The sequence below is a fragment of the Pseudomonas sp. JC1203 genome (genome assembly GCF_056175065.1).
The window spans coordinates 221906-235620 of sequence record NZ_JBWCAM010000001.1; the positions used below are offsets into that span (position 1 = coordinate 221906).

A 13715-nucleotide genomic window follows, 5' to 3' on the forward strand; every position below is an offset into this window, starting at 1 on the left:
GTGTTGTGGGGGTGGGGGGCGCCCCGCTTTCTCGCCACCCAAACCCCCGCCCCCCCCCCCCCCCCCCCCACACCTGCATCCGCAACAATGGGGTTTTTACCAATCCAGTACCAAGGACACTTATGTCGCGTCGTATCTCCCCCGTCATACCCGGCTTCGGGCTGACGCTGGGCTACACCTTGGTGTACCTCAGCCTGATTGTGCTGATTCCCCTGGCGGTGATGTTCGTCCATGCCGCCCAGCTCACCTTCGACCAGTTCTGGGCCATCGTCAGCTCGCCGCGCACGCTGGCGGCACTCAAGCTGAGCTTCGGCACCGCCCTGTGCGCGGCCATCGTCAACGGCATCATCGGCACGCTGCTGGCCTGGGTGCTGGTGCGCTACAGTTTCCCCGGGCGCAAGATCATCGACGCCATGATCGACCTGCCGTTCGCGCTGCCCACCGCCGTGGCCGGCATCGCCCTGACGGCGCTGTACACCCCCAACGGCCTGGTCGGCCAGTTCGCCGAGAGCCTGGGCTTCAAGATCGCCTATACCCCGCTGGGCATCACCCTGGCGCTGACCTTCGTGACCCTGCCATTCGTGGTGCGCACGGTGCAGCCGGTGCTGGCCGACATCCCCCGTGAAGTCGAGGAAGCCGCCGCCTGCCTGGGCGCCAAGCCGCTGCAGGTGTTCCGCTACATCCTGGCGCCAGCGCTGCTGCCGGCCTGGCTCACCGGTTTCGCTTTGGCGTTTGCCCGGGGCGTGGGCGAGTACGGTTCGGTGATCTTCATCGCCGGCAACATGCCCATGAAGACCGAGATCCTGCCGCTGCTGATCATGGTCAAGCTGGACCAGTACGACTACACCGGCGCCACCGCCATCGGCGTGATGATGCTGGTGGTTTCCTTCATCCTGTTGCTGCTGATCAACTTGCTGCAGCGGCGCATCGAAACCCCTTGAAGGAGGCGTCGGATATGTCTGCATCTTCAATTGCCGCTACCAGCGCCAACGCCGCCCGCCGTGGCAGCGCACTGTCGCGCACGGTGTTGATCGGCCTGGGCTGGCTGGTGTTCGCGGTGTTCCTGCTGTTGCCGTTGTTCATCGTCGTGTCCCAGGGCCTGAGCAAGGGCGTGGGCGAGTTCTTCACCGCCATCCTTGAGCCCGACGCGCTGTCGGCGCTGAAGCTGACGGTTATCGCCGTGGTGATCTCGGTGCCGCTCAACGTGGTATTCGGTGTCAGCGCCGCCTGGTGCGTCAGCAAGTACTCGTTCCGTGGCAAGGCCATCCTGGTAACGCTGATCGACCTGCCGTTCTCGGTGTCGCCAGTGATTGCCGGCCTGGTCTATGTGCTGATGTTCGGTGCCCAGGGCCTGTTCGGCCCGTGGCTGGCCGACCATGACATCCAGATCGTGTTCGCCCTGCCGGGCATCGTCCTGGCGACCATTTTCGTCACCGTGCCGTTCGTGGCCCGTGAGTTGATCCCGCTGATGCAGGAGCAGGGCACCCAGGAAGAGGAGGCCGCGCGCCTGCTGGGCGCCAACGGCTGGCAGATGTTCTGGCATGTCACCGTGCCGAACATCAAGTGGGGGTTGATCTACGGCGTGGTGCTGTGTACTGCGCGGGCCATGGGCGAGTTCGGCGCGGTGTCGGTGGTGTCCGGGCACATCCGTGGCGTCACCAACACCTTGCCGCTGCACGTCGAGATCCTCTACAACGAATACAACCACGTCGCCGCCTTCGCGGTCGCGAGCCTTCTGCTGGTCATGGCGCTCTTCATCCTGCTGCTCAAGCAGTGGAGCGAGAACCGTATTAACCGCCTGCGCCATAGCGCTGCGGAGGAATAATTCATGTCGATCGAAGTTCGTAATGTCAGCAAGCGCTTCAACGCCTTCCAGGCCCTGAACTCCATCAATCTGGACATCCAGAGTGGCGAGCTGGTGGCCCTGCTGGGCCCGTCGGGCTGTGGCAAGACCACCTTGCTGCGGATCATCGCCGGGCTGGAAACCCCCGACGATGGCAGCATCGTGTTTCATGGCGAGGACGTGTCGGGCACCGACGTGCGCAACCGCAACGTCGGTTTCGTGTTCCAGCACTACGCGCTGTTCCGCCACATGACCGTGTTCGACAACGTCGCCTTCGGCCTGCGCATGAAGCCCAAGGGCGAGCGCCCCAACGAGACGCGCATCGCCGAGAAGGTCCACGAACTGCTGAACATGGTGCAGCTGGACTGGCTGGCCGACCGCTACCCCGAGCAGCTGTCCGGTGGCCAGCGCCAGCGTATCGCCCTGGCTCGCGCCCTGGCGGTGGAACCCAAGGTGCTGCTGCTGGACGAGCCGTTCGGCGCCCTCGACGCCAAGGTACGCAAGGAGCTGCGCCGCTGGCTGGCGCGCCTGCACGAAGACATCAACCTGACCTCGGTATTCGTCACCCACGACCAGGAAGAAGCCATGGAAGTGGCCGACCGCATCGTGGTGATGAACAAGGGCGTGATCGAGCAGATCGGTTCGCCGGGCCAGGTGTACGAGAACCCGGCCAGCGACTTCGTCTACCACTTCCTCGGTGATTCGAACCGCCTGCACCTGGGCGAAGACAACCACGTGCTGTTCCGCCCGCACGAGGTGTCGCTGTCACGCTCCGAGGTGGAAGGCCACCACGCTGCCGAAGTGCGTGACATCCGCCCGCTGGGTGCTACCACCCGGGTGACGCTGAAGGTGGAAGGCCAGCCAGACCTGATCGAGGCCGAAGTGGTGAAGGACCACGACAGCCTGACCGGCCTGGCCAAGGGGGAAACGCTGTTCTTCAAGCCCAAGGTATGGCAGAAGGTTGCCAGCCTGTAGGATCGCATTCGCGGGCTTCGCCCGCTCCTACAGGATTGCGCGATCCCTGTAGGAGCGGGCGAAGCCCGCGAAGAGGCCCTAGACCGCAGCAGATTTATTCTTGGCGCCCACTGCCCCAGCCCTCACCTCGATGTCCCGCTTCAATGCTTCCCTCAGGCCCAGCAAGAACCCAGCTTCGGCCACCACAAACAACGGCCCCACAATCAACCCCGCCACGTCATCCACGAACGCCGGCTTGCGGCCCTCCCAGTAGTGGCCGACAAACTGAATCACCCAGCCCACCACGAACAACCCCAGCCCCGCACTCAGCCACACCATGGTGGCCTGTACCGCCAGCGCCTGCCCGGCCCACAGGCATAGCCCCAGCAGCAGCGTCATCAGCGCGCCGAAGCGCTTGTCCAGGCGCAGGTAGAACCACGCCGACGCCAGCGCCACGAACAGCGCCGGGCTGACCCACACGCCGGCCAGCCAACCGCCGGGCCGCGACAGCAGCACCGTCACGGCGACCACAATCATGGGAATGCCGATGAAATGGCTGGCGATGTTGCGCGGGTCGCGGTGGTAGGCCGCGTATTGGCTCAGGTGCTGCACGAGGTTTTTCATTGTTGTGCCCTCAGGGTGGGTGATGATTGATCATGCCCGTTCGCTGGCCCATGCTCTGTCGGCTAGCCGACAAACCTGTACGAGAGGCTTCATGAACGACGTCACCGCCTGGCGCCCGCGCCTGCTCAGCGGGCACTGGTTCGCACATTTGCCACCCAGCCTTCAGGATAGTGTGCTGGCGGCCGCCCGCGTGCGCCGCCTGCCGGCAGGCGCCTGCCTGTTCCAGCGCGGTGATGCGCCGTGTGGCCTGTATGCGGTAGTGGAGGGCGCCATGCGCATCGGTGCGGTGAACGCCCAGGGCAAGGAGGCGCTGCTGGCGCTGGTGGAGGCGCCACAGTGGTTCGGCGAAATCGCCCTGTTCGACGGCCAGCCGCGCACCCATGACGCCTATGCCGAGGAAGATTGCGTGCTGGTATGGGTGCCCCAGGGTGCGCTGTTGACGCTGCTGGCGGCCACCCCCGGTTACTGGCGGGAATTTGCCTTGCTGATGAGCCAGAAACTGCGGTTGGCGTTTGTCATGCTTGAGCAGCAAAGCCTGCTGGCGGCGGCGCCACGGCTGGCGCACCGGCTGCTGCTGATTGCCCAGGGGTACGGCGAGGTGGAGGGGGCGCGACGGGTTATTCGGCTAGGGCAGGAGCAGTTGGCGATGATGTTGTCGTTGTCGCGGCAGACTACCAACCAAATCCTCAAAGAACTGGAACAGCAGGGAGTGCTGCGGCTCAGCTACGGCGAGATCGAAATCCTCAACCTCAATGCCCTCAAGCACGCCGCAACCCTGTAGCAGCTGCCGAAGGCGGCGTCGGGCCCACGCGAACCATCAGCCACACTGCGGTGCCTGTGACGCGGCCTGGCGGCCGCTGCTACAGAGGGTAGGGGTGCTTTTTACGAACCGCGGTACGTGCTGAAGCCATAAGGGCTCAGCAGCAGCGGAATGTGGTAGTGCTGATCCGTCTGCTTCACCTGGAAGATCACCGGTATCTCCGGGAAGAACGTCTCATGCCCGGTGCGCTTGTAATAATCGCCAGTCTTGAACACCACCCGGTATTCACCCTGCACGAAGGTGTGGTCCGCCGGGAACAGCTCGGCAATGCGCCCCTGTTCGTTGGTGGTGCCGTGGGCCAGCATCTGCCAGTCCTTGCCCACGTGCTGCTCCAGGGTCACTTCCACGCCCGGCGACGGCACGCCGTTCTCCAGGTTCAACACGTGCACGCTCAGCGGGTTGGCCGCCATGGCCAGGCTCGACAGGGTGCTCAGGCCCAGGGCCAGCATCAGTTTCATCGGTAGCTCCTTCAAGGGTGAATGGCCAGGCCCAGGGCGCTGGCGGCAGTGGTTGCGCATTGTTCGTCCTGCTCGGCGCCGCCGGCCCCGGCCACGCCCAGCGCGCCCACCAGCTCGCGGCCTTCGAACAGCGGAATGCCGCCGCCCAGCAGCAACAGCTCGCCAAGCGTGTTGAGGTTGGCGGCTTCCGGGTTGTTGCGGGCGCGCTCGGCGAACAGGCGGGTAGGGGTCTTGGTCGACAGCGCGGTGTAGGCCTTGCGCCGCGCCGCATCGGCGTTGTGCGGGCCGACGCCGTCGGCGCGCTGGGCCAGGATCGGGTTGCCACCGCGGTCCAGCACGGCGATGGCGGCGTGGCAGGGCGCGGCGTCCACCAGCCGGCGGGCGTTGGCCAGGTCCAGCTCGGGGTGCTGCGGCAGGGCGGCCTGGGCCTGCAGGGAGGCCAGGGCGGCCAGGCTGAACAGCAAGGGTTTGAGCGGCATGGGACGGCTCCGTAATCAGGTGCCGGCAGGCTACCGGGCGCATGCCCACAGAACCCCGTCAGCCTGATTACAACTTTGTAATGGGCAAGCGCCGCCAACAGGCCTAGCCTATGGCCTGCGCAAACGAGGTGTACGATGCATTTGCTGGTGGTTGAAGACGAAGCCAAGACGGCCCGGTTCCTGGCCAAGGGCCTGGGTGAATCCGGGTTCAGCGTGGACGTGGCGCTCAATGGCCTGGATGGGCGGCACTTCATTGAGGAGCAGGCCTACGACCTGATCATCCTCGACGTCATGCTGCCCGGGCTTAACGGTTGGCAGTTGCTCAAGCTGATCCGCCAGCGCGGTGACACCCCGGTGCTGTTCCTCACCGCCAAGGACGCCATCGAAGACCGGGTGCGCGGGCTGGAGCTGGGTGCCGATGATTACCTGGTGAAACCGTTCGCCTTCGTCGAACTGCTGGCGCGGGTGCGCACCCTGCTGCGCCGCGGGCCCACGCGGGAAGTCGAGTACTACCGCATCGCCGACCTGGAACTGGACGTGCTGCGCCGCCGGGTCAGCCGCGCCGGCCAGCGCATTGCCCTGACCAACAAGGAGTTCGCCCTGTTGCAGCTGCTGGCCAGCCGCCGTGGCGAGGTGCTGTCGCGCACGCTGATCGCCTCGCAGGTGTGGAACCTGAATTTCGACAGCGACACCAACATGGTCGAGGTGGCCGTGCGCCGCCTGCGCGCCAAGGTCGACGACCCCTTCATGCCCAAGCTGATTCACACCGTGCGCGGCGTCGGCTACCAGCTGGACGGCCCCGATGAGTGAACCGAACCGCGGGCCGTCGCTGGCCTGGCGGCTGGCCCTGGCTTTCGCGGCGGTGTGCGCGTTGGTGCTGGGCGTGGCCGGGGTGTTTCTGTACCGCAGCCTGGAGTCGGAGCTGGCCTACCGTGACGACCAGGCCTTGCTCGGCCGCCTGGAACAGGTACGCGCGCTGCTGCAGGACAGCGACAGCCTGGACGCCCTGCAACAGCGCCCCAGGCTCTACCAGAACATGCTCGGCAACCAGGAGAGCCTGCTGTTGGTGAACCGCGCCGACGGCACCCCGGTGATCGCCATAAACCCGCGCGGGCAGCAGGTGCCCCAAGTGGCGCCGATCCCCGAGCAGCGCAGCCCACAGCGTGCCGATATTCACGATTGGCGCGCGACGGGCGCAGCGCCGTTGCTGCTGCTGGCCGGCCAGGCCCAGGGGCCACGGGGCGAAGCGCTGACGGTGGTGGTGGGCAAGCAGTTGGCCGAGCGCGAAGCGATGCTGGCCAGTTACCGCCTGCGGGTGTACCTGGCGGCTGGGGCCGGTGCGTTGCTGGCGTTTGCCGTGGGCCTGCTGCTGTTGCGCCGGGCCTTGCTGCCGCTGCGGCAAATGGCCCGCACAGTGGCGCAGATCGACCTGCGCAGCCTCGACCGGCGGCTGCAGTTGCACGCGGTTCCCAGCGAGTTGCACGAGCCGGTGCAGGCGCTCAACGGCATGCTCGCCCGCCTGGACGACAGCTTCGGGCGCCTGTCGCAGTTCTCTGCCGACCTTGCCCACGAGATCCGCACGCCCCTGCATAACCTGCTGGGCAGCAACGGCCTGGCCCTGAGCCAGCCGCGCAGCAGTGATGAATACCAGGAGCTGCTGGCGTCGAACGTGGAAGAGTTCGAACGCCTCAACCGCATGGTCGAGAACCTGCTATTCCTGGCCCGCGCCGACCATGGCCAGCGCCTGCTCAACCTGCAGGCCGTGGACCTGCACGCGCTGGGCGAAGACCTGTGCGCGTATTTCGAAGCGCTGGCCGAAGACCGCCAACTGCGCCTGGACAACCAGCTGCGCGGTAGCCTGGACGCCGACCTGCAGCTGTTGCAGCGGGCCCTGGGCAACCTGTTGGCCAACGCCGTACGCCATGCCACGCCAGGCAGCACGGTGACGTTGACACGGGTGGACGCGCAGTTGAAGGTCAGCAACCAGGGCGAGCCCATCGAACCGCAGCACCTGGGCCGGCTGTTCGACCGCTTCTACCGGGTCGACGCCTCACGGGCCGAGCCTGGCGACTCCGGTGGCCTGGGGCTGGCCATCGTGCGCTCGATCATGCAACTGCATGGCGGCCAGGTCACCGTCAGCAGTGACCCGCAGGCCACTGTTTTCAGCCTGGTATTCACACCATCCGGTCGCGGAACTGCCCCGGCGACAGCCCCGTCCAGCGTTTGAACGCGCGGTTGAAGCTGCTGGCGTCGGCAAAGCCCAGGCGGAACCCAATCTCGGTAAGCGTGACTTCAGCGTCGCGCAGGTAGGCCAATGCCAGGTTCTGCCGGCACTGGTCCAGCAGCGCATCGTAGCGGCAGCCTTCATCGGCCAGGTGGCGCTGCAGGCTGCGCAGGCTCAGGTGCATGGACTCGGCGATCTGGTCGGCCGAGGGCACGCCATTGGGCAAATGGTGCTCGATGGCATTGCGCACCCGCCGTTCCCACGTCAGCGGGTGCAGCAGCTCCAGGGTGCGGTTGAGCACCGCTTCGTTGTGCTCGGCCAGCTCGGGGTTGGCGTCGTCCAGGTGGCACTCGAAATCCACGCAGGCGAATTCCAGGCAGTTGCACGGCGCATTGAAGTGCACCGGCGCCCGGAAAACCGTGTGCCAGGGCGTCGGGTCGGCCGGCGGCGGGCGCGTCAGCCACACCCCCAGCGGCGCGTAGTCGCGGCCCAGGCGGTTGCGGCAGGTGCGCACGTAAATGGCGGCGAAGGCGTCCATGGCCTCTGGCGCCGGGGCCGGGCTGCCCTCGGGCACTTCCAGGCGGAACACATAGCGGCCGTTTTCGCGGCTCAGGTGCGGCACCACGGCGTCGCTGACCACCTGGTGGTAGCGCACGATGCGCTCGAACACCTCGCGCAGATTCTCGCTGGCGACAAGCGCGTAGCCCAGGGCGTGAAAGGTTGTGGGGCTGACGTAGCGCGACACGCGCAGGCCGATGGCCGGGTCGCCGCTGGCCTGCACCGCCAGTTGCCACAGGCGCGTGGTGGCGGACAGCGGGTAGCGGGCCTTGGGGTCGTCCATGTGCTGCAGGTCGAGGCCGGCCTTCTCGCACAGCGCGGTGCTGTCGAGGCCCAGGGCGTCCAGTTGCTTGCGCAAGGCGCGGGTCCAGCTGGCAAGCGAGGTCGGTTCAGTCATGACGAATGGCGCCTGAAGTCAACAGGTTGGCGTCCATGGCTAGCGTTCCTTGGCTGATTCCGGGTCAGAGTCGACCCATCCATAACAAGAGGATGGAAGCATGGACCGCACTTGTGCAAGCCCCGACAGACTGAATGCACAGCAACGCAGCGCACATATTCGCCAGGTAGTGATGGCCAAGGGCGATGAATTGCGCCGCCGCTACCCGATTCTCAAGCATCAGGACGCCATCGGCGCCAGCATCCTGGCCTTCTCGCTGCTGGGCATGGTTGGCAGCGCGGCGCTCTATATCGAGGGTTACATGGCGTGGTGGGCGTGCCTGCTGCTGAACGCCTTCTTCGCTTCGCTGACCCATGAACTGGAACACGACCTGATTCACAGCATGTATTTCCGCAAGCAGCGGGTGCCGCACAACCTGATGCTGGCGCTGGTGTGGCTGGCGCGGCCCAGCACCATCAACCCGTGGATCCGCCGGCACCTGCACCTCAACCACCACAAGGTTTCGGGCACCGAGACCGACATGGAAGAGCGCGCCATCACCAACGGCGAGCCCTGGGGCATCGTGCGCCTGCTGATGGTGGGCGACAACGTGATGTCATCGTTGATCCGCATGCTGCGCGCCAAGACCTGGGCGCACAAGTGGAGCATCCTCAAGCGCACCCTGCGGGTCTACGCACCGCTGGCGCTGCTGAACTGGGGCACCTGGTACGTGTTCCTCGGTTTCCATGCCGCCAACGGCGTGGCCTGGCTGCTGGGCGCGCCCATCGACTGGTCGGCGGGCACGCTTGCGGCCATGCAGGTGGTGAACGTGGCGGTGGTGGTGATCGTCGGGCCCAACGTGCTGCGCACTTTCTGCCTGCACTTCATCAGTTCGAACATGCACTACTACGGCGACGTGGAGCTGGGCAACGTGATGCAACAGACCCAGGTGTTGAACGCCTGGTGGTTGTGGCCGCTGCACGCGTTCTGCTTCAACTTCGGCAGCACCCATGGCATCCACCACTTCGTGGTGAAGGAACCCTTCTACATTCGGCAGATGACGGCGGGGGTGGCGCACAAGGTGATGGCGGAGATGGGCGTGCGCTTCAATGATTTCGGCACGTTTGCGCGGGCGAACCGGTTTACGCCGGTGGCGAATGAAGCCACGGCCCCGGTAGCGCAAGCCAACCCGTAGCAGCGGCCGCAGGCCGCGTCCGGGAGGGCCTCACGGTGCCTGCGGACGCCGCCTGGCGGCAGCTGCTACGGGGGTTAGTCGGGTTGGAACGGGGATTTGCTGAGGATTACCCCTGTCTCCTCAACATACTTCTGCCATTCGCCAATCAATTCCGCCAACTTCTGCGGGTGGCTGGCGGCCAAATCATGCACCTCGCCGCGATCCCGGCTCAGGTCATACAGCTGCCAGGTCGCCGGCCCGATCGGCCCGGGGATCCATACCGCTTTCCAGTCGCCCTGGCGAATGGCACGTTGGCCGAACAGCTCCCAGCCGGTGACAGTCTTGTCGTCATGCACGGTGGGCGTTTCGCCCGACAGGTAACCCAGCCACGAACGCCCGCGCACCGGCGCCACGTCCTTGCCACGCCAGCGCGTGCCGGGGTGGCGCACGCCGGCCAGGTCGAGAATGGTGGGGGTCACGTCCATCACCGTGCCGAAGCCATGGCCGATCTGCTTCTGCCGTGCCAGCGGCGGGTAGTGGATCAGCGCCGGCACGCGGATGCCGCCTTCGGTAGTGAACGCCTTGAACAGCCGCGACGGCGCGGTGGCCGCCTGGGCCCAGCCGGGGCCGTACCAGACGTAGGAGTTGGCGCGGCCAATGTTCTCCAGGCTGTTGTCGTAGTGGGCGTCCAGGTAGCTGAGCAGCTCGGGGCCGAACTTGGGGAAGGCTTCCAGCAGCGCGCCTTCGGCACCGTTGTCGGACATGAACAGGATGAAGGTATTGTCCAGCTGGCCCTGCTGGCGCAGGTACTCCACCACCCGGCCGATGTTCCAGTCCATGCGCTCGACCATGGCGGCGTACACCTCCATGGCCCGCGCCGAGGCCTGGCGCTGGCTGTCGTCGAGCTTGCTCCACTCGGCGTTGAGTTCCAGAAGCGGGTGCGCCTCGGTGGCGTCGTCGATCAGGCCCAGTTCGCGCAGCCTGGCCAAGCGCTCCTGCCGCAGGGCGTGGGGGCCGGCGTCGTAGCGGCCCTTGTATTTGGCGACGATGTCGGCTGGCGCCTGCAACGGCCAGTGCGGCGCAGAAAAGGGCAGGTAGGCGAAGAATGGCCGGCTCTGGTCGCGCTCCTTCAGGTACTGCAGCAGCTTGTCGCCGAAGGCGTCCGAGGAATAGAAGTCCTTGGGCAGCTCGTCAACGAAGGTGTCGTCCTCGATGTACAGCGCGGGGGTGGAGCGCAGCAGGCCCGGGGTGCTGTCGTCGTAGGTGGGTTCGAACCCGTAATGGTTGGCCGCGCCCGGCAGCAGCGAGAACGAACGCTCGAAGCCGCGCGCATGGGGCGCCAGCTCGGCGGTCAGGCCCAGGTGCCACTTGCCGCTCATCAACGTCTGGTAGCCGGCTTCGCGCAGCAGCTCCGGCAGGGCTACCACGCGGTCGTTCAGGTAACCCTCGTAGCCTGGCTTGCCGATCAGCTCGGGCGTCAGCGCCTCGGCCATGGTGCCGATGCCGGCGATGTGGTGGTCGGTGCCGGTCAGCAGCATGGAACGGGTAGGCGAACAGGTGGGGGCGGTGTGAAAGTCGGTCAGCCGCAGGCCGGCCAACGCCAGCTTGTCCAGGTGCGGGGTGGCGATCTCGCTGCCAAAGGCGCCGATGTCGGAAAAGCCGAGGTCGTCGGCCAGGATCACCAGGAAATTGGGACGTTGGGGCATCGTGCGGTTCCTTTGCTCAGCAGGCGATGAAAGCCGGCGGCAGATCGCGGATCTGCACCGGGTTGGGCGCGACGTAGTGGTCGTCGCTGGTCAGTTCGTGCAGCAGCTCTTCGCGCAGTTGGTGGAATTCGAAACTGCTGCGCTGGCGCGGGTGGGGCAGGTCGACCTCGACCACGCGCTTGATGCGCCCCGGGCGCGGTTCCATCACCACCACGCGGTCGGCGAGGAAAATCGCTTCCTCGACGTCGTGGGTCACCAGCACCGTGGTGATGCGCGCGCGCGCGCGGATGGCCAGCAGTTCGTCCTGCATCTGCTGGCGGGTCAGGGCATCGAGGGCGCCGAAGGGCTCGTCCAACAACAGGATCCGCGGGCTGGCCACCAGGCCACGGGCGATGGCCACGCGCTGGGCCATGCCGCCGGACAGTTGGTGCGGGTAGGCGCGGGTGAAGTCCTTGAGGCCCACCAGGTTGATGAAGTCCTGCACGCGGCGTTGGCGCTGCTCGTTGCTCAGCGCCTCGTTGACCAGGCCCAGGCCGATGTTTTCCTCGACAGTCAGCCAGGGGAACAGCCGGTGTTCCTGGAAGACGATGCCGCGCTCGCTGCCGATGCCTTTCACGGCCTTGCCGTCGACCTGGATCTCGCCGCGAAAGTCGGTGTCCAGGCCGATCAGCAAGCGCAGCAGGGTGGACTTGCCGCAACCGCTGGAACCGACGATGGCGACGAACTCGCCCTCGGCGATCTGCAGGTTGAACTCGCGGATGGCTTCCAGGGTGCCGCCGTCGACGTCGAATTGCTTGCCAACGTGGTTGAAGCTGACGATTGGGTGGGTCAGTGCGTTCATGCGTGTCTCCAGCGCGTGGCGCGCGCTTCGATGCGTTGTCCGAGGGCGTTGAGCAGCGCGCCGGTGATGCCGACCAGGAGCATGCCGCTCATGATCAGGTCCATGCGCATCAACTGTTGGGCGCCGATCATCAGGCTGGCGATGCCGCCGTTGGATGGCATGAAGTATTCGGCGCCGATGGTGCCCAGCCAGGCGTAGATCAGGCTCAGGCGCAGGCCGGCGAATATGCCTGGCGCTGCCCCCGGCAGAATCAGCCGGCGCAGGCGCTGCCACAGGCTCAGGCGCAGCACTTGGGCCGCTTCCGCCAGCTGTGGCGACAGGCTGGCGACGCTGCGGTGGGTGGCGATGAACAGCGGGAAGAACGCCGCCAGGGCCACGAACACCCACTTGGCCGGTTCGCCCAGGCCGAACCAGGCGGTAATCAGCGGCACCCAGGCGAAGATGGCGATCTGGCGCAGGGCGCCCAGGCTGGGGCCCAGCACCCGTTCAGAGGTTTTCGACAGGCCCAGCAGCAGCCCCAGCGCAAAGCCCAGGCCGCCGCCCAGCAGCAGGCCGCCCACGGTGCGGCCCAGGCTAAGCCCCATGGCGGTCAGCAGTGAACCGTCGGCAAGGCCGGCCCAGGTGGTGTGCAGCACCGCCAGCGGCGCGGCCAGAATGTTGGCGTCTACCCAGTTCAGCTGGCTCGCCAGCTGCCACAGCACCAGCAGCGCGGCCGGCAGCAGCCACGGCGTCAGGCGGTCCAGGCCCTGGCTGCGGGCGGTACGCGGCAGTGCGGCGGTGGCCGCGTGGGGCCAGTGCACCAGCTTGCGGTCGGCCAGGGCAATGCCCTTGTCCATGACCACGCCTATTACACCGATCACCACCACGCAGACGAAGACGATATCGAGCATGAACAGCTGCCGCGCCCACACCATCAGGTAGCCGATGCCCTCGCTGGAAGCCAGCAGCTCCACTGCCAGCAGCGACGACCAGCCGGCGCCCAGGGCCAGGCGCACGCCCGCCATGAACGAGGGCAGGGCGGCCGGCAGCACCAGCCGGCGAATCAGCAGGCGCGGCGGCAGGCGCAGCACCGCGGCGGCTTCGCGCAGCCGTGGTTGGGCATCGCGCACGCCCACCAGGGTATGCAGGGTCACCGGCACCACGATGGCCTTGATCAGCACCACCAGCTTGAGCAATTCGCCGATGCCGAAGAACACCATGAACAGCGGAATCCAGGCCAGGGTCGGGATCTGCGCCAGGGCCGTGAAGGTCGGCAGCACCAGGCGCTCGGCGCGGCGGCTGGCGCCCATCCAGGCGCCCAGCAGCGCACCGCCGAGAATGCCGGCCAGCAAGCCCCAGAACAGCCGCTGCAGGCTGATCCACAGGTTGGCGGGCAGGTCGTTGCCCGCCAGGTCCAGCGCGCTCTGCCACACCAGCGAGGGCGCGGGCAGAATCTGCTCGCTCATCCAGTGGTTGCGCGCGGCCAGCCACCACAGCACGAACAGCAGGGCGGGCAGCAGGAAGGGTTGCAGGCGTTGGCCCAGCCCGGGGCCGGTGCGCTTGCTGGCGCTGAGGGGTGTTGCCAGGGGCACACTGAGAAGCGATTCGCGGGCCATGTCAGACCTCCGTTGTCGGCTACTGCGTAAGGCTATTTGCTTATTCTTATCCGCTATATAAAT

The 13715-nt window shown here is 66.5% G+C and carries 14 protein-coding genes; 7 read left to right on the forward strand and 7 right to left on the reverse strand.

Annotation, left to right across the window (positions count from 1 at the left end):
• Positions 1-122: 122 nt before the first annotated feature.
• Genes cysT through AC0SZ7_RS01070 form a run of 3 tightly spaced genes read left to right on the forward strand, consistent with a single transcriptional unit; the run spans position 123 to position 2818 of the window.
• Positions 123-941, forward strand: coding sequence for a sulfate ABC transporter permease subunit CysT (gene cysT / locus AC0SZ7_RS01060; RefSeq protein ID WP_416421560.1), 819 nt, complete (start codon positions 123-125; stop codon positions 939-941).
• Between the two features lie 14 nt (positions 942-955).
• Complete coding sequence (gene cysW / locus AC0SZ7_RS01065; RefSeq protein ID WP_416421559.1) at positions 956-1825, forward strand: sulfate ABC transporter permease subunit CysW; 870 nt, start codon at positions 956-958, stop codon at positions 1823-1825.
• A gap of 3 nt (positions 1826-1828) precedes the next feature.
• Complete coding sequence (locus AC0SZ7_RS01070) at positions 1829-2818, forward strand: sulfate/molybdate ABC transporter ATP-binding protein (protein ID WP_475502587.1); 990 nt, start codon at positions 1829-1831, stop codon at positions 2816-2818.
• Between the two features lie 78 nt (positions 2819-2896).
• Here AC0SZ7_RS01070 and AC0SZ7_RS01075 read toward each other — a convergent pair whose 3' ends face one another.
• Positions 2897-3421, reverse strand: a complete 525-nt coding sequence (locus AC0SZ7_RS01075) for an Mpo1 family 2-hydroxy fatty acid dioxygenase (RefSeq protein WP_475502588.1) — start codon at positions 3419-3421, stop codon at positions 2897-2899.
• Between the two features lie 91 nt (positions 3422-3512).
• On the opposite strand from AC0SZ7_RS01075, the gene AC0SZ7_RS01080 reads away from it, so the two are divergent.
• Positions 3513-4202, forward strand: a complete 690-nt coding sequence (locus tag AC0SZ7_RS01080) for a Crp/Fnr family transcriptional regulator (RefSeq protein WP_475502589.1) — start codon at positions 3513-3515, stop codon at positions 4200-4202.
• Positions 4203-4303: 101 nt separating this feature from the next.
• On the opposite strand, the gene uraH is transcribed toward AC0SZ7_RS01080, so the two are convergent.
• Both uraH and AC0SZ7_RS01090 read right to left on the reverse strand, forming a co-directional pair.
• A complete protein-coding gene (uraH, locus tag AC0SZ7_RS01085) occupies positions 4304-4699 on the reverse strand; it encodes a hydroxyisourate hydrolase (RefSeq protein ID WP_473004900.1) in 396 nt (131 codons plus the stop codon).
• A gap of 11 nt (positions 4700-4710) precedes the next feature.
• Positions 4711-5178, reverse strand: a complete 468-nt coding sequence (locus tag AC0SZ7_RS01090; protein WP_475502590.1) for a GlcG/HbpS family heme-binding protein — start codon at positions 5176-5178, stop codon at positions 4711-4713.
• 135 nt (positions 5179-5313) lie between these two features.
• On the opposite strand from AC0SZ7_RS01090, the gene AC0SZ7_RS01095 reads away from it, so the two are divergent.
• Together AC0SZ7_RS01095 and AC0SZ7_RS01100 are read left to right on the forward strand one after the other, a co-directional pair.
• Positions 5314-5988, forward strand: a complete 675-nt coding sequence (locus AC0SZ7_RS01095) for a heavy metal response regulator transcription factor (protein WP_475502591.1) — start codon at positions 5314-5316, stop codon at positions 5986-5988.
• Entirely contained in the window at positions 5981-7405 is a 1425-nt protein-coding gene (locus tag AC0SZ7_RS01100; protein WP_475502592.1) for a heavy metal sensor histidine kinase, read from the forward strand. Before AC0SZ7_RS01095 ends, AC0SZ7_RS01100 begins: the two co-directional genes overlap by 8 nt.
• Here the strand turns inward: AC0SZ7_RS01100 and AC0SZ7_RS01105 are convergent.
• Positions 7353-8357 carry an AraC family transcriptional regulator gene (locus tag AC0SZ7_RS01105; protein WP_475502593.1) on the reverse strand — a complete coding sequence of 335 codons (1005 nt, stop codon included), beginning with the start codon at positions 8355-8357 and terminating at the stop codon, positions 7353-7355. The genes AC0SZ7_RS01100 and AC0SZ7_RS01105 overlap by 53 nt on opposite strands.
• A 100-nt stretch (positions 8358-8457) precedes the next feature.
• On the opposite strand from AC0SZ7_RS01105, the gene AC0SZ7_RS01110 reads away from it, so the two are divergent.
• Positions 8458-9531, forward strand: a complete 1074-nt coding sequence (locus AC0SZ7_RS01110; protein WP_475502594.1) for a fatty acid desaturase — start codon at positions 8458-8460, stop codon at positions 9529-9531.
• A 74-nt stretch (positions 9532-9605) separates the two neighbouring features.
• Here AC0SZ7_RS01110 and AC0SZ7_RS01115 read toward each other — a convergent pair whose 3' ends face one another.
• From AC0SZ7_RS01115 to AC0SZ7_RS01125, 3 genes are read right to left on the reverse strand one after another with little or no spacing between them, the layout of a single operon-like run.
• Positions 9606-11216: an arylsulfatase gene (locus tag AC0SZ7_RS01115; protein WP_475502595.1), complete on the reverse strand. Its 1611-nt coding sequence runs from the start codon at positions 11214-11216 to the stop codon at positions 9606-9608.
• Between the two features lie 16 nt (positions 11217-11232).
• A complete protein-coding gene (locus AC0SZ7_RS01120) occupies positions 11233-12048 on the reverse strand; it encodes an ABC transporter ATP-binding protein (protein ID WP_475502969.1) in 816 nt (271 codons plus the stop codon).
• A gap of 5 nt (positions 12049-12053) precedes the next feature.
• Positions 12054-13652 carry an ABC transporter permease gene (locus tag AC0SZ7_RS01125; protein WP_475502596.1) on the reverse strand — a complete coding sequence of 533 codons (1599 nt, stop codon included), beginning with the start codon at positions 13650-13652 and terminating at the stop codon, positions 12054-12056.
• Positions 13653-13715: the final 63 nt, after the last annotated feature.

Excerpts from the sequence above, each read along its gene's own strand:
- cysT (WP_416421560.1), top strand. The coding sequence starts at position 123 with ATGTCGCGTCGTATCTCCCCCGTCATACCCGGCTTCGGGCTGACGCTG.
- cysW (WP_416421559.1), top strand. The coding sequence starts at position 956 with ATGTCTGCATCTTCAATTGCCGCTACCAGCGCCAACGCCGCCCGCCGT.
- AC0SZ7_RS01070 (WP_475502587.1), top strand. The coding sequence starts at position 1,829 with ATGTCGATCGAAGTTCGTAATGTCAGCAAGCGCTTCAACGCCTTCCAG.
- AC0SZ7_RS01075 (WP_475502588.1), bottom strand. The coding sequence starts at position 3,421 with ATGAAAAACCTCGTGCAGCACCTGAGCCAATACGCGGCCTACCACCGC.
- AC0SZ7_RS01080 (WP_475502589.1), top strand. The coding sequence starts at position 3,513 with ATGAACGACGTCACCGCCTGGCGCCCGCGCCTGCTCAGCGGGCACTGG.
- uraH (WP_473004900.1), bottom strand. The coding sequence starts at position 4,699 with ATGAAACTGATGCTGGCCCTGGGCCTGAGCACCCTGTCGAGCCTGGCC.
- AC0SZ7_RS01090 (WP_475502590.1), bottom strand. The coding sequence starts at position 5,178 with ATGCCGCTCAAACCCTTGCTGTTCAGCCTGGCCGCCCTGGCCTCCCTG.
- AC0SZ7_RS01095 (WP_475502591.1), top strand. The coding sequence starts at position 5,314 with ATGCATTTGCTGGTGGTTGAAGACGAAGCCAAGACGGCCCGGTTCCTG.
- AC0SZ7_RS01100 (WP_475502592.1), top strand. The coding sequence starts at position 5,981 with ATGAGTGAACCGAACCGCGGGCCGTCGCTGGCCTGGCGGCTGGCCCTG.
- AC0SZ7_RS01105 (WP_475502593.1), bottom strand. The coding sequence starts at position 8,357 with ATGACTGAACCGACCTCGCTTGCCAGCTGGACCCGCGCCTTGCGCAAG.
- AC0SZ7_RS01110 (WP_475502594.1), top strand. The coding sequence starts at position 8,458 with ATGGACCGCACTTGTGCAAGCCCCGACAGACTGAATGCACAGCAACGC.
- AC0SZ7_RS01115 (WP_475502595.1), bottom strand. The coding sequence starts at position 11,216 with ATGCCCCAACGTCCCAATTTCCTGGTGATCCTGGCCGACGACCTCGGC.
- AC0SZ7_RS01125 (WP_475502596.1), bottom strand. The coding sequence starts at position 13,652 with ATGGCCCGCGAATCGCTTCTCAGTGTGCCCCTGGCAACACCCCTCAGC.